The following is a 22,580-nucleotide window of genomic DNA, read 5'->3' as shown; positions in this document are numbered from 1 at the left end:
CCCCCGCCGCCGCAGCTCGCTGCGGCAGCATTACAGCGCTGCGGCAGAATCACAGCTCAGCTCAACCAGCGGTCGTCGTTGCCTTCGAAGTCGACGATCTGGCGGGTCGGGCGGGGGCGGGCTTCGTCGCGGGAGCCGTTCCAGCCGTAGTCCTCGTCGTCGTCCTGGCGGGAGCGGCGGGACACCCGTTCGTCCTCGCGGGCGGGAGCGGGGTCCTGCCAGCGCGAGGTGGGGGACGCGGGCAGGGCGGCCTGGGCCGCGCCGAGGGCGGGGCGGTCGCGGCGGACCTCGGACCAGCGGGTCGTGCCGGCGTCGTCGCGGCGGGCTTCCTCGTAGCTGCTCTCGGACCAGTGTCCGTCGGGGTCGCGTTGGCGTTCGCGTTCGCGGCGGGCCTCGGATCGGCGGGGGCTTTCCCGGCGGGGCTCGTCTTCGGGGGTGGTGGGGGCGTACTCCTCGTGCCGCACGGACGCCCAGCGGTCCTCGATCCGGACGTGGGTGCCGGTCTCGTCGGCGTGGACCGCGGCGCGGCGTTCGCCCATGCGCAGCTCGCGGCCGCCGCGCTCGTCGCTGTGGACCGACGCCCACCGGTCGGTGGTGCGGACCCCGGTCACGTTGCCGGCGTCGTCGTCCGGGTCGTGCGCGCGGCGGCGACCGCCGGGGCGTTCGACCTCGCCGGACGGTCCGTTGCCGTCGGCCCGGGCCATCCGCTCCCGCAGCAGCTGCTCGGTCCAGGACTCCTCGCGGGGTGCCTCGGTGCGTTCGATCCACTCGGAGCGTTCGCTGCGTTCGGTCCATTCGGAGCGTTCGGTGCGTTCTGACCGGCTGATGCGCTCGGCGCCCCAGCCGCGTTCGGTGCGGTCGGACTGCTCGTCACGACCCCCGCGGTCGGTGTGCTCACCACGTCCGCCGCGGTCGGCGTGGTCCCCCCGGCTTCGTTCGCCCCGGTCGGCGTGGTCGGCTCGGCCCGCGTGCTCGCCGCGCCCCCGGTCGCCGTCGCCACGGTCGGTCCACTCCTCGCGCCGGCGGCGGCCACCGTCACGGCCACCGTCGCCGTCACGGGCGCCCCAGTCACCGCGAGCGGCCCGACCGGTGTCGGCGTCCGACCGTTCGCCCCGCGAGCCGCGGTCCGCCCGGTCGCGGTCCGCCCGGTCGCCGTCGGCCCACTCACCGCGGCCCCCGCGGTCCGCCCGGTCGCCGTCGGCCCACTCGCCGCGGCCCCCGCGACCGCCGCCGTCGCCGCGGTCGCTCCAGTCGCCACGCCCACCGCGCTCGGCCCGGCCGCCGTCGCCGTCTTCGTCCCAGTCCCCGCGCCCGGAACCATGCCCCGGGGCGTGTCCGGCATCGTGACCGGACCCGTACCCGGCGCCGTGACCGGAACCGTGCCCCGAGGCGTGACCGGAGACATGGCCGGTGCGGTCGGACTGGTCGGCCCAGTCGGAAGGCTCGCGGCCCGCGCGCCCGCGGTCGTGCGAACCGGCCCGGCCGCCGCGCTCACCCTGGTCGCGGTCGTCGCCGCGGTCGTTCCAGCCGGCCCGCCCGGGTGCCTCGTTCCAGTGGCTGCCTTCGACGACCCGGCCGTTGTCGTGGCGGGCCCGATCGGTGGGCTCGTGCCAGTCCTGCCCGTCCCGGTCGGACCATTCGCCGGGGCGCTGGGGCCAGTCGGCGTCACGCTCCGAGGTCGGGCGGCGCTGCTGCGGGATCTCGGGGCGGGCGCCGTACACGGTGCCGTCGCGCCGCTGGTCGGTCGGGTCGACGACCATGGTCTTGGTGGTGACCTGCACGGTCTCGGTGTGCCGCAGCACGCCCTGGGGCACTGCGGCGGAGCCGGCCGGCTGCGGTCCGGCGTGCTGGGCGGCGGCCTGCTGCGCCGCGCGGGTGGTGCGTTCGAGCTGGCCGCGCATCAGGTCGACCTGGTTGCGCAGCGCGTCGACGGTCTCGTGCAGCACGCCGATGCGCTCGACGAGCTGACCGTGCGTGGCGCGGGCCGCATGGGTGATGTCGCCGCGGATGTCGTCGCGGAGCGTGTCCAGCTCCTCGAACATCGCCTCCTCGATCTCGCCGCGCACGTTTTCGTTGTCGGGGCGCAGCGCGATGGACAGGCCGATAAGGACGACGACGAGGACCGCGAGGACCGCGGCGAGCTGCAGGACGAACCCGCCGCCGAACAGCAACAGCAGCGCAGCCAGCGGAGCGAGGCCGACGCCAGCCCAGAAGAGGATCTGGAGCAACTTGGTGCTCGGCCGTCCTCCGGTGGTTTCCGTGGCTGGCATGAGCAGAGACCTTACCTAGTCTTCAGGGCAAGCGAAATGCCCGCCCACGGCAAGCGAGGACGGGCATTTCACCACTACTGTGCGTTATCCGAGCGAGCCGTCCGAGGAGAAGACGAGCGCGAGGGTGACCGTGCCCTTCTTCAGCGCGTCAAGGCTCAGCGGGCCACCCGCGTCGAGGCTGGCGAACTTGCCGACCTGGAGGTTGTAGGTCTTCTCCAGACCGACCTGGCAGAACGGCCGCTGCGGGCACTCGGCCGGGCCACCGAGGACGGTGTCCTTGCCGGAGCACTTGGCGGCGAAGTCGCTGAGCGTCTTCACCCCGTTCTTCTCGGCGAACGCGGTCGTGACCGCGAACGCGTTCTGGTCGTTGGCCTTCGACGCCTTGCTGAAGGACAGCCCGGCCTTGCCGCCGATGTCCTTGAGGGCGGTCACGGTCTTGTCGACGTCACCGGAGGCCAGGACCTTGGCGTCCTTGCCGTTGGTCAGGCCGTTGATGTGCTCGGTGATGGTGGCCGCGTACTCGGGGACGACCTGGATGTCGCCCTTGGTCAGCTGGCCGTAATAGATCTCGCGCTTGCCGATGGTCTGGACGGTCGCGTCGTAACCCGCGGCGTCCAGGACGATCTCGTAGAGCGCGCCGAGCGTGGCGTTCTCCGCGAAGTCCGCGGCGCCGATCTTGATCGGGCCGCCCTTGCCCTTCGCGATGCCGGCGGTGAGGTTCTCGGCCTTGGCGAAGTCCTCCGCCGCGACCTTGGAGGTCTTGCGGTCCACGACGACCGCCTTGTTGAGCTGGATCAGCTTCTCCGGCGTCAACGCGTCGGAGACCTTGTCCAGCGCCGCGATCAGCTCAGGATCGGCAACCTTGGTGTTGACCGCGGCGATGACGTTGTCCGCCAGCTGCAGCTGCTTGTCGTCGGTGAGGAGGACAAGCTTGTCCCCCGCGATCGGGGCACAGCCGGCCCCGCTCACGGTTGCCGGCGCCTTGGTGCCCGAGGAGCCCTCATCACCGCAGGCCGCGAGGCCGACGGTGGCGAGGCCCAGAAGGACCCCGAGCGTGGCGCGCATGGCAGTTCGCAAAATGGCCCGCCTTCCGTGTCCCGGCGCGATCACTGTGACCGGCCGCGTGTCCGACGGACGGCGCTGTCGACATGCAGCTCGCATGTAGTCCGCCCGCTAGTTGAATAGGCAACTCCGCCTATGGGAAATCGGCAACCGCAACCAGGCACGGTTTCGTAACGACCCGTCATACCCGCCCTGCGGCCTGCCGCAACACCTTGGGTGTGACCTTGCGCTCCACCAGGGCCATCAGCCCGTCGACCAGCAGCGCGAGCCCCGCGACCAGGACCGCGCCGGCCAGGATCTGGGCGTCGCCGCGACCCGCGCCGAGGCCGAACCCGGCGTAGATGATGTTGCCGAGGCCGCCGCCGTTGACGATGGTCGCGAGGGTGGCGGTGGCGACGACCTGGGTGGTCGCGATGCGCAGGCCCGTCGCGAGGTAGGGCACGGCGAGGGGCAGTTCGACCCGCCACAGCATCTGCGCCTGCGTCAGGCCCATCCCCTTGCCCGCGTCGCGGATCTCGTCGTCGATCTGGCGCATGCCGGTGTACGCGTTGGCCAGCAACGGCGGCAGCGAGAACACCGCGAGGGCGACCACCACGGCCGGCACGCCGATGCCGAGCGGGCCGAGCGACAGGATGGTGAGCAGCGCCATGACCGGCATCGCCTGGGTGATGTTGGACAGGATGACCACGACGCCGGAGCCGGCGCCGCGGCGGCCGAGCCAGATCCCGACGGGCCAGGCGACCAGGCAGCCGAAGAGCACCGCCAGGAACGAGATCTCCAGGTGCTCGCGGAGGCGGACCAGGATCCCGTCGGGGTTGGTCCAGTTCAACGGGTCGTTGAACCACAGAAACATGTCGTTGATCACGTTCATGCCGTCGCCTCCGCTGCGCTCCAGCGCCGACCTGAACCACACCTGTCACATGATGAGCGGCCCGAGCCGCCGCGCTGGCCGCTCATGAGCTCCGCCTCCTCATCCATGGCGTGAGTGCCCGGGTCAGCCCGACCAGCAGCAGGTCGAGGGTCAGGGCGAGCAGCACGCACACGAGCGTGGCGGTCAGGATCTGCGCCTTGTAGAGGCTGGCGCGGAAGCCGTTCAGGATCAGTGAGCCCAGGCCACCCTGCGAGCCGACGATCGAGCCGACGGTGACCAACGCCACTGTCGAGACCGTCGCGAGCCGCAGCCCCGTCAGGATCGCGGGCAGCGCCAGCGGCAGTTCGATCCGCCACAGCCGGGCGGCCCGGCTGTAGCCCATCGCGGTCGCGGCCTCGCGCACGTCGCCGGGCACCTGCTGCAGGCCGGTGAGCGCGTTGCGGATGAGGATGATCAGGGCGTACAGCACCAGCGCCACGACGACCGGGGTGCGGCCGGTGCCCAGGAACGGGGCCAGGAACGCGAGCAGGGCCAGCGACGGAATCGTGTAAAGCACGCTCGCTGATGTCAGAATCGGCGTGGCGAGCGGGCGTACCCAGTACGCCAGCACGGCCAGCGGCACCGCGATGGCCACCGCGATCGCGACCGACCAGACGGTGATGGCCACATGATCCACCAGCGCGTCCCAGAGCGTGTCACCGTTATCCCGGATATAGCTCCAGGAAAACCAGGGATTGCCCGCCTCACCGCGAGCCAGGAAGGACATGCGTGGACCGTACCGCGAAGACCGACGGCGCGCCGATCACCCTCGATCGGCTGGTGAAGACGTACCCGAACAGCACCACGGCGGTCGACCAGCTGAGCCTGGACATCGCCGGCGGCGACGTGACCGTGCTCATCGGCCCGTCGGGCTGCGGCAAGTCGACCGTCCTCAGGATGATCAACCGGCTGATCGAGCCGACCGGCGGCCGGGTGCTGGTCGACGGCGAGGACGTGACGAGCGTCGATCCGGTGCGACTGCGGCGGACGATCGGCTACGTCATCCAGAATGTGGGATTGTTCCCGCACCAGACCGTCCGGGCCAACGTCGGCACCGTGCCGCGGATGCTCGGCTGGGACAAGAAGACGATCGCCGCGCGCACCGACGAGCTGCTGGACCTGGTCGGCCTCGAGCCGGGGCGGTACTCGGCCCGCTATCCGCACGAGCTGTCGGGTGGCCAGCGCCAGCGGGTCGGGTTCGCCCGCGCGCTCGCCGCGGACCCCGTGGTGCTGCTGATGGACGAGCCGTTCTCCGCCGTCGACCCGATCAACCGGGGCCGGCTGCAGGACGAGTTCCTGCGTCTGCGGCAGAGCGTGCGCAAGACGACGATCCTGGTCACGCACGACCTGCAGGAGGCGATCAAGCTCGGCGACAAGATCGCGGTGCTGTCCGACCACGCCCACCTGGAGCAGTACGCGACCCCCGCGGAGCTCCTGGCCGGCCCCGCCAACGCGTTCGTCGAGCAGTTCATCGGCGAGGACCGCGGGGTGATGCGCCTGTCGGTGACCCCGATCCCCCGCAACCGGCTGCACCCGCTGGACGGCGCGCCCGACGGCCTGCCCTCCGTCGCCGCCGACGCCACGCTCCGGGTCGCCTTCGGCACCATGCTGGCGTCGGGGACGGGCTCGGTGGTGGTGCGGGACGGCGACGAGGTGCTCGGTCTGCTGTCCGCCGCGGATGTACAGCTAGCGCTGGCCGAGGTCGACGCCGCCACCCGGTGACACCGCGCGAGACCGGCGGCGGGGTCCGTCGCCGGTCTCGCGCCGCCAGGCGTTACCGGCGGCCCGCCATCGATGCCAGGCCGACGATCCAGCCGACGATGAGGGCGTATGCGGCGCCGCCGGTGGCGGCGATGACCGCGGACGCGAGCGACGCGTTGGCCAGCAGGAACGCGGTGATGAGTGCGGCCAGCGCGGCCGCGAAGATGTAGGCGGCCCATCCGGTGAGGATCGCCGAGATGGTGCCGCGCGCGCTGGCGAGCTGCGCGCCGACGAGCAGTTTGATGAACACCGCGGTGAACAGGACCAGCAGGATCGCCTTCAGATCGGCGGCCAGCAGGTCACGCACCGACTGGTCGGTGTCGAAGTTCCACGCGGGCCACGCCAGGGTCTCCAGGAACAGACCACGGTTGCCCGAGTTGACCCAGTCGACGTACCAGGGGCTGCCGAAGATCAGCACCAACAGGAATGCCACCAGCGTGCCCGCGCTTGCGGCGGAGCGGTAGCGCGAACGAGTAACAGCCATGCCCCGGATTAGTCCCGGGAAACACGTTTTATAAACGACTACCGATAGTTACTTGGCCGGCGACATCAGGTAGTCGATGAAGGCGGCGCGCACCAGCGGCTCGGACTCGCCGTAGGTGTGGTCGGTGACCTCCCGCCAGAGCGCGACGACGTCGTCGATCGTGGCGTCCAGCGAGCCGAGCCAGCCGTCCTGCGTCTCGTCGTTGCTGGACGTGACGTGCTTGAACAGGTCCCAGAAGAACTTCACGTCGCGACGCTGCCGGGCGAGGTTGAAGGCGCGTTCGCGGAGTTCCTCGGTGGACAGCGCGTCAAGCTCCGCAAGGGTGGCGTCGGTCATGACCACAGCTTAGCGAGGCCGGCCGGAGGGTCAGCGGTTGCTGCCCCACCGCTCCTCGACGCCCCAGTCCTCGTCGGTGGTGCGAGCCGGCAGTTGGCTCGTCCAGCCGCCGGTCCGCGACGCCGACCAGCCGTTGTCGGGTTCGGTCTGGGCGGAGGAGCCGTAGCCCGCGGTGCTCGGGGTCCAGACCTCTTCCTCGATCGCCTCGTCCGCGACGGTCCGTGGCCGGCCGAAGGTCTCGACCAGGCGGGTCACGACCAGCCCGATCACGATCGCGCCGCCGGCGACCGCGAGCGGGGCGATGTTCCACTTCTCGGCGGCGGAGTACCGGAACAGCAGCGTGATCGCGGCGACGGCCAGGACCGTGCCGAACACGCCGCCGCGGCGGCCGTAGGCGGAGGTGCCGCCGATCAGGGCCGCACCGACGGCGAGGGCGGTGGTGGCGAGACCGGCCGCGGCCATGCCGTTCTCGGTGGTGGTGACCTCGCGGACGTCGAGGGCGGTCAGCACCCCGGCGACCGAGGCCAGCAGGGCCGAGCCGGCGATCGCCAGGCCGGTGATGGTGGCGGCGCCGCCACCCCGGCGGCGGGCGGGGTCGGCGACCGGGCGGAACCGGCCGACCGAGCGGCGGACCGGCCGGACCAGGCCGACGGCGCTGCCGACGACCCCGACGAGGACGACCGCGAGCATCCAGTACAGCGCCTGGTCGTGCGGGTCGTAGGCACCGGCGACGACCTGCTCCGCGTTCTGGTCGGCGATCCAGGCCATGAGCGCGAGCGCCACGCCGAGGCTGGCCGCCCAGCCGGGGACGTGGAAGCCGACGACCAGGACCGCGATGAACACGCCGACGCCGAGGGCGACGAGGGCGGTGATGCTGGCCGTCACCGCCAGACCGCGGTGGGAGTTGTCGGCGAAGAACAGCGCCGACGCGTAGGCGATCGGACCGAGCGCGAGGTTGACGGCGCCGGCCCGCAGGGTGAGCCCCATGGCGATCGCGACGAGACCCAGCTCGGCCCCGGCGAGCAGGAGCGACTCGAACTCGGCACCGCGCAGCGCCTCCGGCCGCGCGTCGCGCAGCAGGTACAGCAGGGAGGCGGTGGCGAGCAGCAGCACCATCTCCCACAGCGCGTGGACCGCCAGCCGGTCGCGGCCGGGTTCGCCGTGCTCGGGGTCGTCGAAGACGTCGCCGAGCTGCGCCGGGCTGGGCGCGGCCCGCCGGGCGGCCAGGCCCAGGGTGCTCTCCGTCGGCGGCACGCTGTAGTCGGTGCCGGCGGCCGGGTAGGAGCCGGGGGTGTAGACCGACTGGTTGGACACCCCGAGCGTCGGCGCATCCTCGGGCACGCCGCCCGAGCGGAAGTCGGGCTCCTCACGGAACCCGGGTTCACCGCGGAACCGCGAGTCGTCGTACGCCATCGCGCGCGCCTCCTGCCAGCCGACGACCGGTACGGGTCGCACAGTAACCGCGGATTGTGACCTGCGACAGTCTTTGGGCGCGGAAGACGACAGTGTTTGTTCCAGATGCCTATCGATCGAGGCTTTCGTCCTCCGTGCGATCGCCCTCACGGCGACCGTCCAGGCGGCCCTGCCTGGGAAGATCCTTGTCCCGGGTGCTGGGTGGCACCCGGCAGGCCCGCTCCAGCCAGAGCGCGGCGGCGAGCAGCACGATCGATCCCGCCACGCCCAGCAGGGCCTGCGGCAGGTTCTCGGAGACCTTGGCCAGGACCCCCCGCTGGGTCAGCAGCCAGGAGGACATGCCCAGGTAGAGACCGCCGAACAGGGCGGCGACCAGCGCGGACGCCTTACCGAGGACGGCGTACCGCGCGATGATGAGCGGCTGCAGCGGGCCGGCGCCCTCCTTGCGGAGGATCCGGTTGCGGGTCGAGTAGGCCTCGAAGCCCTCGAAGATCGCCAGGCCGATCAGGGTCAGCGGCGGCAGCCAGGGCAGCGTCGGCAGGCTGTTCCACAGGCTGCTGATGCCGATCCAGGACAGCGCCGTGGTCGCGAGCGCGGCGATGACGAGGGTGGCCGGACTGGTCGGCTCCATGCGGCCCTTGGGCCCGGTCGCGTTCGGTTCGTCGGGTGACGGCGTGGCCATCGGCTCGGCTCCAGATCACGAATCGAGGTGGATGTCTTCCCGCGGGCGCAGGTCGGCGAGGTCGGCGGCAACCGGGGCGGCCCGGACCAGCTCGTAGAGCCATCCGTGGCCCGGCAGCTGCCCGTAGGGCTGGATGTCGAGCCACGGCCGGAGCACGAACGCCCGGAGATGTGCCCGCGGGTGGGGCAGGATCAGCTCCGGATCGTCGGTGATGACCGGCCGGTCGTCGTCGTCCCAGACGGCGATGACGTCTACGTCAAGCGTACGCGGGCCGAAGCGGCGCTCCGGGTCCCGCACGCGACCGGCGGTGTCCTCCAGCCGGTGGGCCCGGTCGAGCCAGTCGCGGGGGGTCGCGGCCGGGTCGACGGCGAGCAGGACCGCGTTGAGGTAGTGCGGCTGGTCGGGGTCGCCCCACGGGGGTGTCTCGTACACCCCGGACACGGCCATCACGACGTCGCCGAGCCCGTCGACCGCGCCGCGCAGGTTGGCCTCGCGATCGTCGAGGTTGCTGCCGAGCGCCAGCACGGCCCTCGTCATGTGCGCTCCCGGCGGATGATGACGGCGACATCGGCGAACTCGAGCGGGATCGGCGCCTGGGGTTTGTGGACGGTGACCGTCGCTGCCCGTACCCGCGGATCCGCCAGACACACGTCGGCGAGGCGCTGGGCCAGGGTCTCGATCAGGTTGACCGGGTCGCCGGCGACGACCTCGGCGAGCCGCCCGGCCAGCTCGCCGTAGTGCACGGTGTCGGTGACGTCGTCGGACTTCGCGGCGGGCGTGAGGTCGAGCTCCAGCACCACGTCGATCACGAAGTCCTGGCCGTCCCGGCGCTCGAAGTCGAACACGCCGTGGTTGCCGCGGACCCGGAGCCCGGTCAGAGCGATCCGGTCAGCCGTCATGGCACCGCCTGTCTTCATCGCGCCGCCTGTACGGCCTGCCACACCTTGATCGCATCAACGTTGCCACGGACCTCATGGACCCGCACACCCCAGGCACCCGCGGCGACGGAGAGCACGGTCGTGGCGATCGTGGCCGCCTCACGGTCCCCGGTCGGGCGGGCGGACCCGTCGGACGCCTCCAGCAGCCGGCCGAGGTGGGACTTGCGACTCGATCCGACGAGGACGGGGTACCCGAGCGCGACCAGCTCCGGCAGGTGCGCGGCCAGCCGCCAGGTGTGCTCGGCCTTCTTGGCGAACCCCAGGCCGGGGTCGAGGATCAGCCGTTCGGGTGCGACGCCGGCGGCGACGGCCTCGTCGACGCGCTCCAGCAGTTCGGCACAAACCTCTTTGACGACATCGTCGTAAAGGGCTAAATCGGTCATTCGCCGGGAATGCCCCCGCCAGTGCATGAGCACCCACGGGCAGCCGGCGTCGGCGACCACGCGGGCCATGTCCGGGTCGGCGAGACCGCCGGACACGTCGTTGACCAGGGCGACCCCGGCGGCGACGGCCTCGGCGGCGACCGCCGCACGGGTCGTGTCGATGCTCATCACGACCCCGGCCGCGGCCAGTTCGCGGATCACCGGCAGGACCCGGTCCAGCTCGGTCCGGGCGTCGACCCGGTCGGCGCCCGGGCGGGTGCTCTCGCCGCCGATGTCGATGACGTCGGCGCCCTCCTCGACCATCTGCATGGCGTGGTCGACCGCGGCGCCGAGCCCGGCATAGCGGCCGCCGTCGGAGAAGCTGTCCGGAGTCACGTTGAGCACCCCCATGACCACGGGGGAAGGACGGCGAAGGAGCGTCACCTGAATGAAGGTACTCACCTTCGGTCAGTCACCTGTCCCCCACCAGGGGTAACCGCGCACGCGCCTCATCCGCAACACTGATCACGGACCGGTCAGCTTGTTGGAAAGAGGGCTGCAACGTACTCTCTGCAAGTGAACGTTATTCGGACCGTTAAACCCGACAATGGGCATTTAGCAGGGCAAACGCCCGGATAAGGTTCCGCTGGAGGGCGACACAGCAGCCGGGGTTGTATGACCGGGTCGTCTTATCAGCGAGGCTTAACGCGCGGCGTGCACCTCGCCCGTCGCGCCTCCGGGGAGGTCTGATGATGTTGTTGGAGATCGGCCAGGCGTTGTGGGGGGAGACCACCCGCATCGCGGACGCCATAGCCCTGGCGCCGACGCCGTCCCCACAGCCGACCATCAACACGAACGGCGTCCTGGACTTCTTCATCCAGAAGATCGTGCCGATCCTGCTCGCCGTGCTCGGCGTCATCTTCATCGGCCGGGCCAGCAAGGGCGAGGTCTCGCGGGTGCTCACGAGCTCCGCCATCGCGATCATCGGGCTGGCGTTCGTCGCCGGCGCCGCGTCGCTGTTCTTCTTCGGCGACTCGCTCGTCAAGCTGATCTTCGGAACCAACTAGGGCTGCCTTGCCTCCCCGGCCTCACTGCTGAGCCTCACTGCTGAGACGAGTGAACAAGAATGCGGCTGCGCACCGACGATGACATCTACCGGGCCCGTCTGGTCTACCTCGGGCCGCCCGGCTACACCCTGCCTGTCCAGCTGCCCTATGCGCAGTACGGGGTGTTCGCACTGCTGGTGCCGTTGTTCATGTTCATCCGCTACATGATCACGCTGCAGGTCGACTTCTTCCCCGCCTACGAGATCGCCCTCGCGATCGTGGCGACGTCGCTGATCTTCCGCTACGTCGACCCCGACCGTCCCGCCCGGATGGTGGTCCGCACAGCCCTGACCGACTGGCGCCACACCCGGGAGCCGAGCCACGAGCAGCGCGATGCCAGGCTCGTGGCCACCAGGGTGCGGATCCGTCCGGAACTCACCGGTGATCTCGCATGACCAACCCGCCTCCCCGTCGCACTGGGGGCTACTCCAATCAGCCGGACACGGATGACGACGCTGCGCACACGTCTGACTACGATGGCGGACTGAGGGCCGCCGCCGAGGGCGGTCGCGTGGCGATGTTCCGCGGCCCGGCGGCCGATCGCCCGGCCGGCGCGTCGACTCCCCCATCAGCCGCGGCGGACGTCGACTCGCCGTTCCTCGGCCTGTTCGACGACCCGCCCAGCGGGCGGCCCCGCGACCGGGTGAAGGCCCTCGATCCCGGCAGCAGCCGGCCGATCTCCGGCATCCCGGTGTCGGCGGCCCCGTCGTCCGGCGCCGGCCGGGCCCCGGAGGACCTGCGCGCCCCCAAACGGGTGGTGCCACGGACCGACGCGCTGCCACCCGGCGCCTACGAGCGACGCCGGCTGGACCGCACGCCAGTCGAGCGACGGCCGATCGAGGCCGGCCCGCCGGCGCTGCCCCCGGCCCCGGAGCAGCTCGACCGCGGCGGGCTCGCGGACCGCGATCACCCGGACGTGTTGGAGTGGAGCGGCGAGCATCCCCGCATGCTCGGCCGGCCCGGGACGGCCGAGCGGCCGCCGGCCGACCGTCGGCAACCCACCGAACGGCAGCCATCGCAGCGGCAGCCGGATCGTTCATCACGGCTGCCCAGTCGACCGTCGGGCGGAGGCACCAGCCGTACACCCGCCAAAACGAACGGCAAAGTGGTGGCGGTGCCACCGGCTCGCCGGAACCCGCAGGACGCCCCGGGGCAGCAGCCGCCGCGGCCGGCCAGGGCCCTGCCCGCGGTCAAGCCCGGCCGGCGGACGCCGCTGGATCGCACCCCGAAACCCCGGCACAAGGACCGCCAGGCGTCGATCGACCTGGCGATCACCGAGATCGCCGGGCACCTGACGTTCACCCCGAACACCGTCACCGCCTGGTACTGGCTGCCCGAGGTCCGCTGGGCGTTCCGCCCGGACGCCGAGCGTGAGGCGCTGCTGTCGGCGATCTCCGAGCAGTACGCCGGCCTCGCCGGGTTCCGCCTGCACCTGCGCCGCACCACCAAGCCGTTCCCGGCCGACCAGTGGGCCCGCGTGGTGGACAACAACACGCCGTATCCCCTGCCGTCCGCCGGCGCCGGCCCGTCATGGGCCGACCACCTGGTCGCCGCCCAGAAGCACCTCCTGGCGATCAACCACGCCGAGGGCCAGACCTACCTCGGCATCTCCTTCGCCCGGCGCACCCTCGGCGACACCTTCGCCGAGCGCATCGGCTCCCTCTTCCGCCGCGGCGTCGCCGACGCCGAACGGCGCAGGATGGCCCGCACCGTCGAGCAGTTCGACGAGGTCCTCGGCGCGTTCGGCATGCGCGGCCGCCGGGTCACCGCGTTCGAGCTGGAATGGCTGCTCTACCGCTCCGTCGCGCTGTGCATGTCACCGCCGGGCCAGATCACCACCCTCGACGGCTCCTGGGACCGCGGCGACCTGCTGGCCATGACCGAGCAGGTCGAGCGGTACCGCACGCCCTACGGCTCCACGGTCAAGCTGGTCAACCGGGTCAGCGGCGAGGAACGGCACGTCGCGGTCCTCACCGTCGGCCGGATGGAGCCCCTGGAGATCCCCGAGCGGCACGAGCCCTGGCTGCACTTCCACGAGCGGCTGCCCTGGCCGATGGAGCTCTCCTCGCGGATCGACATCCTCGGCCCCAACGACTCGTTCCGCAACCTCGAGCACCGGCTCAGACTCATCCGCTCCCAGCAGGCCGACTACAGCGAGCACGGCATCGACGCTCCCCCGGAGCTGGAACGCCTCGCGAAGCGCGCCCTCACCATCGGCGACGAGATCAGCACCGGGCTTCCCGTCGACTCCTCCCGCGCGCACGGCTGGCACCGCATCGCCGTCGGCGGCCGCACCCGCGAGGAGTGCCTGGAGCGGGCCCGCCGGGTCACCCAGATGTACTCCCGGGAGATGCGGGTCGCCCTGCAACACCCGAAGCAGCAGGACTGGCTGGCCCGCGAGTTCATCCCCGGCGAACCCCTCGCCAACACCGGCTACCTGCGCCGCATGCCGGTCAAGCTCTTCGCCGCCGCCCTGCCCCAGGCGGCCTCGACCGTCGGCGACCGCCGCGGCGACCTCATCGGCCGCACCGCCGGCACCTCCCGCCGCCCGGTCTTCCTCGACCTGCACTTCCCCATGGAGGTCCGCGAGCGCTCCGGCCTGGCCGTCTTCGTCGCCGAGCCCGGCGGTGGCAAGTCCACCCTCATGGGCGCCCTGGGCTACCTGAACGCCCGCCGCGGGGTCCAGGTCACGCTGCTCGACCCCTCCGGCCCCCTGGCCCGCTTGTGCGCGATGCCGGAGCTGGCGCCGTATTCGCGCGTCCTGAACCTCACCGGCTCCGAGCAGGGCACGCTGGCGCCGTACTCCCTGATCCCCACGCCGCAACGCGGTCATTATGCTGCTGGTTCAGGCGGCGACCGCGAGTTTGAGATTGCCATCTCCAACGCGCGAGCCGAGCGCCGCATGCTCGTGCAGGACATCTGCATGATGCTCGTCCCGCCGCAGGTCGCCCGCGAGGCGTCCACGGCCACCATGCTGCGCCACGCCGTCCGTCAGGTGCCGGCCGAGGAGTCCTCGACCCTCGAGGACGTCATCCGCTCCCTGCGCGACACCGGCGACCACGATGCCCTGGAGCTGGGCAACCTCCTCCTGGACACCGCCGAGATGCCCCTCGCCATGCTCTTCTTCGGCACCCCACCCCCCGGCCTCCTCGGCGCCGACGCGACCCTCACCGTCATCACCATGGCGGGCCTGCGCCTGCCGGACCTGAAGATCGAGCGCGAGTACTGGTCCGCGGAGGAGTCCCTCGCCCTCCCGATGCTGCACACCGCCCACCGCCTGGCCGTCCGCCGCTGCTACGGCGGCGACATGACCCAACGCAAGCTCGTCGGCCTGGACGAGGCCCACTTCATGGAGGGCTGGCGCTCGGGCCGCTCCTTCCTCGTCCGGCTCGCCCGGGACTCCCGCAAGTGGAACCTCGCGGCGCTGGTCGCCTCCCAGAACCCCCGCGACATCCTCGGCCTCGACGTGCAGAACCTCGTCTCCACCGTCTTCGTCGGCCGCATCGCCGAGGACTCCGAGATCGCCGCCGAGGCGCTGCGCCTGCTGCGCGTCCCGACCGACGTCGGTTACGAGCAGACGCTCGCGGCACTCTCCCAGGTCGACACGTCCTCGTCCTCGCGACTGGGATTCCGCGAGTTCGTCATGCGCGACGTGGACGGCCGGGTGCAGAAGGTCCGCGTCGACGTCTCTTACGTCCGCGACCTCCTGCGCTACCTCGACACGACACCGGGGGGTGTACACGTCGACGGCACCGTCGGCGGCGAGGTCGTGGACATCCACGACGACGACCCGGAGGTCGACAGGTGAGACGCCTGCCCGTGTACGCAGCTGTCATCATCGTGACCGCAGTGGCAACGTTGTTCGCCGGGCCAGCGGGGCCAGCGGCCGCAGCGCCCGGCCCGGTGCAGGCACCGGAGGGTGGGCTGTGCTCTGTTGAAGAGTGGCGGGTTCAGGGCAATTTCCAGAACTGCGCGGATCGGCTACAGGTTGATGTCCAGTCCCGGGTGAGTTGCTTGGACGCACCAACACCAAGCGCCCCAGACTCGGGCGTGGCCGGCTGGTTCGCTACCGAGCCTGAGGCATCACGGGGCTCCCGGCTCTGGTTTCGGCACAGCGAGTATGGCTACGCTGGCTACGACTTTACAACATATGACCTTAAATGCGCGTCAGTCGTAACCAACCCAAGCGCCGAATTCGAGAACACAGTAGCAAATGGCGAGTTTCTTATCGCCACAGGCATAATCGGAGCATCCAACGCAGTACGCGAGCGTGCATGGGATCCTACATACATGTGGGGATGGGCAGACCCACTCGTCGAAACAGCCACCAAAGCAGTGTATTCGAAAGTATTTACGGCATTCGGTGCGGTGACGCTGACCATTGTCGGACTATATCTTCTATGGCGCTCAAGGCAATCAGACCTGTCTAATGCCGTCACGACGGCGGGTTGGGCGCTTTTCGTGATGGTAATCATCACAGCAATTGCCGCATGGCCCACATGGTCCGCAGGAATTGCAGATCGGACATTAATTTCTAGTCTTGGAGTCATTCACGACGCCGTTGGTCCGCCCAACGAAACAATCCCACCCGAAAAATGCCGCAATATCGATCCTAAAGCCTGCCAAGATATCCGCCTCCCGGCAGCCCGAGCCAGCGATACTGTCGTGGACGGGCTCCTGTACCGAAATTGGCTCCGAGGCACGCTCGGTTCTGCAGACAACAGCACCGCTACTAAATACGGGCCCGCACTCTACGATGCAAAGTCATTTTCCTGGCAGGACATCCAGAGCATTAGAGCAGATGAACGCCGAGCGGCTGCCGAAGAAGAGGCGCGCATTCGGGACGGCAAGCCGGGCCCATCAATCGGATCTACGATGCGAAAGACCATCACCGAGCAAAAGCAGCAGCGATGGATGCGGATCGCCGAACAAATAAAGACCGAAGATCCAGAAGCCTATCAGCACCTGCAAGGCAGCAGAGGGATGGATCGAGTTGGCGCAGGATTTCTGGCGATTCTTTCGGCACTATTCTTCGCCCTTTTTGACATTACAGCCTCCGTGCTAGTAATCCTTGGATTCCTGATCTTCCGGTGGGCCGTAATCGCCTCGCCAATTCTAGGAACGGTCGGACTGCTCCGACCAGCCAACGCCGGTCTACGACGGCTCGGCAATGCAGTTATTGCCGCAATGTTCAACATCATTATCTTTGGAACCGGTTCAGCGATCTACCTACTCGCAGTGAGCCTGATTCTTGATACCGCCTCATTGGCCGGCTGGTTGCAGGTTCTGCTAATTTGGCTGACCGGGATCGTCGGCTGGCTGTTGCTGCGACCGTATCGCCGGATCACACAGCTTGGCGGAAAAGACTCCACCAAGGCAATCACCTCAGTCGGCGGCTGGCACAGGCTGTTCCTGCGCGATGTCCGCCAAGCCGCCGCACTTAAGGTCGTCGACGCTGGGGGGACGAACGAACCACAGCGGCGCGGCGAGGCCGGTCCGGTCCGGCAACGGCCGGAGTCCCGGGACGAAGACCCGTTGTCGGTGGGCGGCAGTGAACGTTCGACCGGCGCTGGCGAACGATCCTCGGAGACCGGCGAACGCGTGGCCAGGCCTGAAGAGCGGCCGACGCGGCAGGACGGTCCACAGCGTCGACGGCGTGAGCCGGTGTGGGAAGAGCCGGACTCGCCAGCAGAGACCGCGCCGTCGTATTCCATCTATCGACCCGACTCAGATCGGTCCACACAGGACCGGACGCCGGCGCGACGACCGGAGTCGGCAAACCTGCCGGGGTGAGAATCCATGCGTACGGTTCTGCGTCTACTCGGCACGCGGTACGGCATTGCGATGGCGCTCATCGTCGTGGTGCTCGTGGCAGTGGGATTCGGCCGTACCATCTTCACGGAGGGCGACCAGTCGGACAACGACGCGCTCGGTCCGACTGTAGCTCCTGCAACCAAGACCCCGGATCCGTTCAGCTCGCTCGGCGACGATGGGGTGCAAGATGAGTCGGCCTCGGCAGCTCCTTCGCTCAGCAAGGGTGCAGCTGACGCAACCGCGGTCGCCACACGCTTTGCGAAGGCATGGATACGCAAACCCGGCGTCTCCGGCGAACAGTGGCGAGCGGGGCTGAAGCCGGACGCGTCGAGCGAGTTGATGGAAGACCTCGCTGATACGGACCCGAGCGATGTGCCTGCTGCCACGATCACTGGTCCGACCGCCCTTGAGGATTTCGGTCAGGTTGCGACCGCAAAGATACCGGCCGACGGCGGGACAATCGTCCTGCAGCTCGAGGCAATCAATGGGCGTTGGCAAGTCACCTCCTTGGACTGGGAGATGGCGTGACGGATTTCGAGACCGCCAGCGCCCCCGGTGAGGAGGGCCAGCGCAAACTCCGCCCAGCACTGCTGATCGCGCTTGCCGCAGTATTGGTGCTGGTGTGCTGCAGTGGTGGCGTGGTGTCGTTCTTCCTCGACGCGGCGAACAAGACGGTCACGTATGACTCGGGCTGCGGGAATGGCAAGCTGGTCGATGTTTCGGCGGAAATGCCAAACCACCGCAGACTCACTCCGGAGCAGGTCCGTAACGCGGCAATCATCGTTCGGGTTGGGCAGGATCTCAAGGTGCCCCCGCGAGGCTGGGTCATCGCCGTCGCCACGGCGATGCAAGAGTCCTGGCTGCGCAATCTACCAAATCTTGGCACTCGAAATGACCACGACTCGCTTGGCCTGTTCCAGCAACGGCCCAGCACGGGTTGGGGCACGCCCGAGCAGATCATGGATCCGAAATACTCGTCGCGAAAGTTCTACGACAAGCTAATTACGATCCCGGGTTGGCAGACTATGAGTCTGACTCGCGCCGCGCAGAAGGTGCAGCGCAGCGCGTACCCCAACGCATATGCGAAGCATGAGGAACTGGCGTCGACGGTCGTCAACTCTTTGACCGGCGGTGCCGCGCGCGCTGTCGGAGACCAGACCGAGTTGCAATGCGTCAACGTGGGGCAGATCGCCGCATCAGGATGGACTGCCCCGGTCAAAGGAAAAGTCGGCTCTGGGTTCCGGACGGCATCCCGCCCCACGCACCAGGGTGTCGATCTCATCGTGCCGAGAGGCACCGTCATTCACGCGGCCGCGGCGGGTCGAGTCATAAAGGTGCGCTGCGATGCAATCGGCCCGAACGGAAAGCCCTGGGGTTGCGACCGGGACGGCTCACCGTCGGTTCGGGGCTGCGGGTGGTTCGTCGACATTCTGCATGCCAATGGCATCATCACTCGATACTGCCACATGGTGAAGCAGCCGAACGTCATCGTCGGTCAAAGCGTCGCGCCAGGTCAGGAAATCGGCCTTTCGGGCACAACCGGCCACTCTTCAGGCCCTCATCTACACTTCGAAACGCATCTGCACAACGATTCGAGCAAGAACGGCGCGGTCGACCCAGTGCAGTTCATGCAGCTGATGGGCGCGCCGCTCGGAGGTGAGCCGTGAGCGATCTTCCCCACGATGACGACCTTCCCGATTGGGATCTGATCGCCGGCAGCACCGAACGCGCTCCCGCGGGAATTGAACTGGTGCCGGCCGCGGCGGTTCGCGATTTGCGTGGTCGACGCGCGATGGTCGGGCTACCGGGTCTAGGCTGGCGCGGGGACCTGCGTGTTGACGACGCGGTGATCCAAGCAAGCCGTACCTATGTACCGGTACTGCCTGAGCAGGAGTGGTACCGGGCCGAATCCGAACAGACCGAGGTCTTCGCACCACTGGTGCCGATCGAGCGCGTCTGGGTCGAGCGAATCTCGGCGACAGTGGAGGCGACCGGAGGCCGTTCGGAGCTTGTGGGACGGCTGGTGTCGCTCGATGCGCCACCGGCTCGACCACCACGGCCAGTACATGACGTCGGAATCGTCACCGGACTGCGGGTGGTACGGCTGCCGGGGCCAGATAACAAGGTCGGACGAGACGAACGGGACCTGCGGGTTGTAACAGAACCCTACAATAGCGCAGAGGGCGACATCTGCGTTCGCATCTGCACGGAGCTGGACTGGTACCGATGGGCATGGAGCGGGCAGGCACCGAAGACTCTCGAATTGCCTATTCACTTAATCTGGATCGAATAGATTAGTACGTTTTCTCCGCACCGCACACTCGCCAGCCATTGGCGTAAACCATTTCAAATTTCCAGTCTTGCACCAGAACCGACTTGCGTTCATCTTCTTCAGGAATCACGAAGTTGATTTTTAGGCGCAACTCCGAGACTTCTCCCGCCGAGGCGAGCGCCATGTCGGAGAACGAGGCGGTAACGGCGATATCGAATTTTGCCTCCAAGTCTCGAATCCTGTCAATTTCCGAATCGATCACATTCAGCTCCGGAGAGCCGCAGACAAATACGGAAGCCTTGGCATCGTCGTGCGCATTAATCCGTGCGTTCAGATACTGTTGGAGGGTCACCGTGGGACTGCTGCGGTCAGGTCTGGTGGCCTTGTCGTACAGGACGTATGCGGTAATCGAACCGCCGAGGCACAGGCCCAGTGCCACAACTGCTACCACGATCAGCAGGGTCTTGCGTACGCCAAGGCCTCGCTTTGGTGGCTTCGGCGGCGATGGAGGGACGGGGCCCGGTCGGCGCAGGGGCTCGTCCTTGCCGATGATCTCGCCTTCGAGGACCTCGTCGTCGGCTGGGCGGGATCGGGGGATTGACCTGCCCTGATCGATGCTCGGCTCGTTCGGCTTCGATGGGTCCACGCATCAGAGGCTATCCGCCCACGCGAAGACTGGCACCCTCCCGCGCCGCAGCACTGCCCACGCCACAAACAGCCTGTGCACCACCCCGCCGGCGAGCCCCCGAAGCCGCCGCGAAGCAACTCACGCGCCGGAAGCCAAAGCCCGCACCGAAAGCCAAAGAGCCGGACAGCCGACCACCCCACGGAAGCCGACCAGATCACGGCAGCCGACCACGCCACGGAAGCCGGGAACACCCGCGAACGTCAGCGCAAAGGCTCGTCGCAAGTACCGATCGCAAGGTGCGCAAGATCGGAGGGACGTGGTGGGGGTATCAGGACCAGAGCCCGCACCTGCGGGAACGCAAGACTCCCAGTGCGCCTACTGACTGCTTCCCCAGTCTGCGTTACCGTTCCCGCATCTGCTGGATCGGCAAGGGCGGAAAGGGGCACGGTGGCACGCCTGCGGGCACGGATCGAGCGAGCGGCTGCGCTGCACCGGCACACCGCTGCGCTGGTCGCCGCCGCTGGGCCGGTGCTGGACGCGTATTCGCCGAGTGCCGCGCCGGCCTCGCAGTACGCGGAGCAGCACGACCTCACCGCCAGCCTCAGGGCCGACGCGAACCAGCTGGCGCCCGGCTGGTTGGGTGCGCAGCTGGACGCGCTCGCGCCGACCACGCCGCTCGGTGGGCCGTTGCCGCCGACGTTTGTGCGGGTGGGGCAGGCGCATCCGCTGGACGACGCGCGGTTCCCGGTGGTGGTGCCGCTGCTGCGGGCCGGGCACATCGCCATTGACGCCGATGCCAGGGACAGTCGGGTCGCGGGGTTGCTGCGCAGTCTGGTGCTTCGGCTGCTCGCCTCGTCGCCGCCGGGGTCGGTGAGGATCCGGGCCATCGACGCTGTGGACTCGGGGTCCACGTTCGGGTGGTTCGCGGGCATCGAGTCGATCATGCCGGCGCCGGTAAGTGATGCGGAGGGTCTTCGCGCGGTGCTGGATGAGGGCGAGCAGTGGATCGCCGCCCGCACCGACGCCCCGGGGCCGACGCTGCTGATCGTGATCGCGTCCCTTCCTGAGCTCACCGAGGGCCGGGATCTGGCCAGGATCGCGGGGCTGGCGCACGCTGGGCCCGCCGGCCGGCTGCATCTGATCGCAGCGGGGTGGCCGCCGCCGCCGTTGACGGCGGAGACGACGCAGGCGCCGCTGCCGCACGCGACGCAGATCGCGATCCGTAACCCGCACGCGTGGGTGGGTGACCCGCCGGGGGCGACGTTCTCGGGCACCGGCGTGACCCCGGCCCGGCTCAACGCCCCGGTGTATCTCGACCAGGATCCTCCCGCCGATCTGGTGCGCCGCGTCTGTGCCCAGCTCAGCGGCCCCTGGGGCGCACCCCCGGCGCAGGTCGGCGAGCCGAGTCGCACCGCGTGGCTGAACTACGTCGCGGCGGGGCAGCGGCTCGACGCGGTCCGCCGGGAGGTGATCGCGGTCGTCGCGGAGCACAAGGCGGCGTTGAAGGCCGCCCGCGACGACCTGTCGGCGATCCGGGCGAAGCTCGCCCACCACCAGGCGTACCTGACGGAGATCGCCCGGGAGGCGGGCGGCCGGGCGTTCGATCTCATGCCGAGCTGGCAGGAGACGCAGACCGCGGCGGCCGTGCTGACGGGTGCGGCCCGGCCCGCGGCTCAGCCCGCGGGGCGGCGGCGCGGCGCGGCGCAGGAGCCCGCCACGACCTGGCCGCAGCAGCCGGGTTCGCGCACGGCGACCCTGCCGGTCAGTGCACCGCCGGTGGCGCCGGGTGTCCCCAGCCCGCCGGCGACCGGCAACCTGTACCTGGGCAGCACCGCGGGCAACACGGGCGCGATCATGGGCCCGTTCCAGACCTACCCTGGCGCCCCGAACTACAACGGCCCGACGGGCGCGCAGCCGACCTATCGCCCGCCGGTCAGCGGTGTCCCGGCCCGGCCGCAGAGCCCGGGCCAGGCACCGGGTTACGTCCCGAGCCACGCCAAGAGCCCGGCGCAGGTCAGCGGTGGGCCGGTCCGGCCGGCGGCCGTCAGTGGCGTGCCCGCCCCCGTCTCCACCGGCGCCACCGGGACCGGCACCGCACGCCCCCAGAGCCCTCAGAGCCCCCCAGCGCCCGAGTCCCTCCCCGGCAGGGTCTCCCACGCCCTCCGCGTGGCAGCAGCCGGCCTGAAGCAGTCTGAGGGCGCGCTCGCCGCCCCCGACCGGTCCGGCACGGCATCCAGCACGCGGGCCTGGATCAATGCCGCGATCTACTTCACGTTCGCGGTGCTGGCCGCCTTCGTCCAGGTGCCGACGCTGCTGGCCGGTGAGCGGTTCGAGGGGATCAGCCTGCTGGCGGTGCCGTGTGCGCTGGTGCTGCCGGCGCTCGCCTTCGGCCTGGGCTGGCTGACGATCGGCGCGACGACCCGGCGGCCCACGGCGAGGACCCCGGTGATGGGCATGGCGATCAGCCTGCTCGCCCTGGTCCCGATGATCGTCTTCGGCGCGGTGCTGTTCCTGGGCTGAGCCCAGGAACAGCCAAACCAAG

General features: G+C 69.5%; 21 protein-coding genes. 9 read left to right on the top strand and 12 right to left on the bottom strand.

Annotation, left to right across the window (positions count from 1 at the left end; genetic code table 11):
* Nucleotides 1–56 precede the first annotated feature (56 nt).
* From Dsi01nite_RS25405 to Dsi01nite_RS25390, 4 genes are all read right to left on the bottom strand, one after another.
* The gene (locus Dsi01nite_RS25405) at nt 57–2,270 is read right to left on the bottom strand and encodes a hypothetical protein (RefSeq protein ID WP_203848758.1); all 2,214 of its coding nucleotides are present in this window, start codon (nt 2,268–2,270) and stop codon (nt 57–59) included.
* An 84-nt stretch (nt 2,271–2,354) separates the two neighbouring features.
* The gene (locus Dsi01nite_RS25400) at nt 2,355–3,335 is read right to left on the bottom strand and encodes a glycine betaine ABC transporter substrate-binding protein (RefSeq protein WP_203848757.1); all 981 of its coding nucleotides are present in this window, start codon (nt 3,333–3,335) and stop codon (nt 2,355–2,357) included.
* A 178-nt stretch (nt 3,336–3,513) separates the two neighbouring features.
* Entirely contained in the window at nt 3,514–4,203 is a 690-nt protein-coding gene (locus Dsi01nite_RS25395) for an ABC transporter permease (RefSeq protein WP_203848764.1), read from the bottom strand.
* An 82-nt stretch (nt 4,204–4,285) separates the two neighbouring features.
* The gene (locus tag Dsi01nite_RS25390; RefSeq protein ID WP_203848756.1) at nt 4,286–4,969 is read right to left on the bottom strand and encodes an ABC transporter permease; all 684 of its coding nucleotides are present in this window, start codon (nt 4,967–4,969) and stop codon (nt 4,286–4,288) included.
* Between the two features lie 2 nt (nt 4,970–4,971).
* On the opposite strand from Dsi01nite_RS25390, the gene Dsi01nite_RS25385 reads away from it, so the two are divergent.
* Entirely contained in the window at nt 4,972–5,964 is a 993-nt protein-coding gene (locus tag Dsi01nite_RS25385; protein WP_203848755.1) for an ABC transporter ATP-binding protein, read from the top strand.
* 52 nt (nt 5,965–6,016) lie between these two features.
* On the opposite strand, the gene Dsi01nite_RS25380 is transcribed toward Dsi01nite_RS25385, so the two are convergent.
* From Dsi01nite_RS25380 to folP, 7 genes are all read right to left on the bottom strand, one after another.
* Nucleotides 6,017–6,436 (bottom strand): hypothetical protein, encoded by a 420-nt coding sequence (locus tag Dsi01nite_RS25380; RefSeq protein WP_308442098.1) that lies wholly within the window; start codon nt 6,434–6,436, stop codon nt 6,017–6,019.
* A gap of 99 nt (nt 6,437–6,535) precedes the next feature.
* On the bottom strand, nt 6,536–6,823 hold the full coding sequence (locus Dsi01nite_RS25375) for a hypothetical protein (protein ID WP_203848753.1): 288 nt from the start codon (nt 6,821–6,823) through the stop codon (nt 6,536–6,538).
* A gap of 30 nt (nt 6,824–6,853) precedes the next feature.
* Nucleotides 6,854–8,278: an ABC transporter permease gene (locus tag Dsi01nite_RS25370; RefSeq protein WP_203848752.1), complete on the bottom strand. Its 1,425-nt coding sequence runs from the start codon at nt 8,276–8,278 to the stop codon at nt 6,854–6,856.
* A 67-nt stretch (nt 8,279–8,345) separates the two neighbouring features.
* The gene (locus Dsi01nite_RS25365) at nt 8,346–8,918 is read right to left on the bottom strand and encodes a DUF3180 domain-containing protein (RefSeq protein WP_203848751.1); all 573 of its coding nucleotides are present in this window, start codon (nt 8,916–8,918) and stop codon (nt 8,346–8,348) included.
* Between the two features lie 15 nt (nt 8,919–8,933).
* A complete protein-coding gene (folK, locus tag Dsi01nite_RS25360) occupies nt 8,934–9,455 on the bottom strand; it encodes a 2-amino-4-hydroxy-6-hydroxymethyldihydropteridine diphosphokinase (RefSeq protein WP_203848750.1) in 522 nt (173 codons plus the stop codon).
* Entirely contained in the window at nt 9,452–9,817 is a 366-nt protein-coding gene (gene folB / locus Dsi01nite_RS25355; RefSeq protein WP_203848749.1) for a dihydroneopterin aldolase, read from the bottom strand. Before folB ends, folK begins: the two co-directional genes overlap by 4 nt.
* 14 nt (nt 9,818–9,831) lie before the next feature.
* Nucleotides 9,832–10,629, bottom strand: a complete 798-nt coding sequence (folP, locus tag Dsi01nite_RS25350) for a dihydropteroate synthase (RefSeq protein WP_203848763.1) — start codon at nt 10,627–10,629, stop codon at nt 9,832–9,834.
* A 341-nt stretch (nt 10,630–10,970) separates the two neighbouring features.
* Here folP and Dsi01nite_RS25345 point away from each other — a divergent pair, with 341 nt between their 5' ends.
* The 7 genes from Dsi01nite_RS25345 to Dsi01nite_RS25315 all read left to right on the top strand — a co-directional run bounded on the left by Dsi01nite_RS25345 (nt 10,971) and on the right by Dsi01nite_RS25315 (nt 19,431).
* Nucleotides 10,971–11,285, top strand: a complete 315-nt coding sequence (locus tag Dsi01nite_RS25345) for a hypothetical protein (RefSeq protein ID WP_373318831.1) — start codon at nt 10,971–10,973, stop codon at nt 11,283–11,285.
* A 59-nt stretch (nt 11,286–11,344) separates the two neighbouring features.
* A complete protein-coding gene (locus Dsi01nite_RS25340) occupies nt 11,345–11,719 on the top strand; it encodes a hypothetical protein (RefSeq protein ID WP_203848747.1) in 375 nt (124 codons plus the stop codon).
* Between the two features lie 122 nt (nt 11,720–11,841).
* The gene (locus Dsi01nite_RS25335; RefSeq protein WP_239136160.1) at nt 11,842–15,132 is read left to right on the top strand and encodes an ATP-binding protein; all 3,291 of its coding nucleotides are present in this window, start codon (nt 11,842–11,844) and stop codon (nt 15,130–15,132) included.
* 5 nt (nt 15,133–15,137) lie between these two features.
* Complete coding sequence (locus tag Dsi01nite_RS25330; RefSeq protein WP_373318830.1) at nt 15,138–17,117, top strand: MFS transporter; 1,980 nt, start codon at nt 15,138–15,140, stop codon at nt 17,115–17,117.
* A 6-nt stretch (nt 17,118–17,123) separates the two neighbouring features.
* The gene (locus Dsi01nite_RS25325) at nt 17,124–17,666 is read left to right on the top strand and encodes a hypothetical protein (RefSeq protein ID WP_203848744.1); all 543 of its coding nucleotides are present in this window, start codon (nt 17,124–17,126) and stop codon (nt 17,664–17,666) included.
* A 59-nt stretch (nt 17,667–17,725) separates the two neighbouring features.
* Nucleotides 17,726–18,805, top strand: a complete 1,080-nt coding sequence (locus tag Dsi01nite_RS25320) for a M23 family metallopeptidase (RefSeq protein WP_425554405.1) — start codon at nt 17,726–17,728, stop codon at nt 18,803–18,805.
* Entirely contained in the window at nt 18,802–19,431 is a 630-nt protein-coding gene (locus tag Dsi01nite_RS25315) for a hypothetical protein (RefSeq protein WP_203848742.1), read from the top strand. Before Dsi01nite_RS25320 ends, Dsi01nite_RS25315 begins: the two co-directional genes overlap by 4 nt.
* Nucleotide 19,432: 1 nt before the next feature.
* On the opposite strand, the gene Dsi01nite_RS25310 is transcribed toward Dsi01nite_RS25315, so the two are convergent.
* Entirely contained in the window at nt 19,433–20,056 is a 624-nt protein-coding gene (locus Dsi01nite_RS25310; RefSeq protein ID WP_203848741.1) for a hypothetical protein, read from the bottom strand.
* 429 nt (nt 20,057–20,485) lie between these two features.
* Here Dsi01nite_RS25310 and Dsi01nite_RS25305 point away from each other — a divergent pair, with 429 nt between their 5' ends.
* Nucleotides 20,486–22,558: a hypothetical protein gene (locus Dsi01nite_RS25305; RefSeq protein WP_203848740.1), complete on the top strand. Its 2,073-nt coding sequence runs from the start codon at nt 20,486–20,488 to the stop codon at nt 22,556–22,558.
* Nucleotides 22,559–22,580: the final 22 nt, after the last annotated feature.

Source organism: Dactylosporangium siamense, assembly GCF_016862795.1.
Classification (GTDB): domain Bacteria; phylum Actinomycetota; class Actinomycetes; order Mycobacteriales; family Micromonosporaceae; genus Dactylosporangium; species Dactylosporangium siamense.
Note: the sequence above shows the minus strand (reverse complement) of the source record. Positions and strands in the feature narration are given on the sequence as shown.

Excerpts from the sequence above, each read along its gene's own strand:
- Dsi01nite_RS25405 (WP_203848758.1), bottom strand. The coding sequence starts at position 2,270 with ATGCCAGCCACGGAAACCACCGGAGGACGGCCGAGCACCAAGTTGCTC.
- Dsi01nite_RS25365 (WP_203848751.1), bottom strand. The coding sequence starts at position 8,918 with ATGGCCACGCCGTCACCCGACGAACCGAACGCGACCGGGCCCAAGGGC.
- folK (WP_203848750.1), bottom strand. The coding sequence starts at position 9,455 with ATGACGAGGGCCGTGCTGGCGCTCGGCAGCAACCTCGACGATCGCGAG.
- Dsi01nite_RS25390 (WP_203848756.1), bottom strand. The coding sequence starts at position 4,969 with ATGTCCTTCCTGGCTCGCGGTGAGGCGGGCAATCCCTGGTTTTCCTGG.
- Dsi01nite_RS25345 (WP_373318831.1), top strand. The coding sequence starts at position 10,971 with ATGTTGTTGGAGATCGGCCAGGCGTTGTGGGGGGAGACCACCCGCATC.
- Dsi01nite_RS25340 (WP_203848747.1), top strand. The coding sequence starts at position 11,345 with ATGCGGCTGCGCACCGACGATGACATCTACCGGGCCCGTCTGGTCTAC.
- Dsi01nite_RS25400 (WP_203848757.1), bottom strand. The coding sequence starts at position 3,335 with ATGCGCGCCACGCTCGGGGTCCTTCTGGGCCTCGCCACCGTCGGCCTC.
- folB (WP_203848749.1), bottom strand. The coding sequence starts at position 9,817 with ATGACGGCTGACCGGATCGCTCTGACCGGGCTCCGGGTCCGCGGCAAC.
- Dsi01nite_RS25335 (WP_239136160.1), top strand. The coding sequence starts at position 11,842 with ATGTTCCGCGGCCCGGCGGCCGATCGCCCGGCCGGCGCGTCGACTCCC.
- Dsi01nite_RS25325 (WP_203848744.1), top strand. The coding sequence starts at position 17,124 with ATGCGTACGGTTCTGCGTCTACTCGGCACGCGGTACGGCATTGCGATG.
- Dsi01nite_RS25375 (WP_203848753.1), bottom strand. The coding sequence starts at position 6,823 with ATGACCGACGCCACCCTTGCGGAGCTTGACGCGCTGTCCACCGAGGAA.
- Dsi01nite_RS25395 (WP_203848764.1), bottom strand. The coding sequence starts at position 4,203 with ATGAACGTGATCAACGACATGTTTCTGTGGTTCAACGACCCGTTGAAC.
- folP (WP_203848763.1), bottom strand. The coding sequence starts at position 10,629 with ATGGGGGTGCTCAACGTGACTCCGGACAGCTTCTCCGACGGCGGCCGC.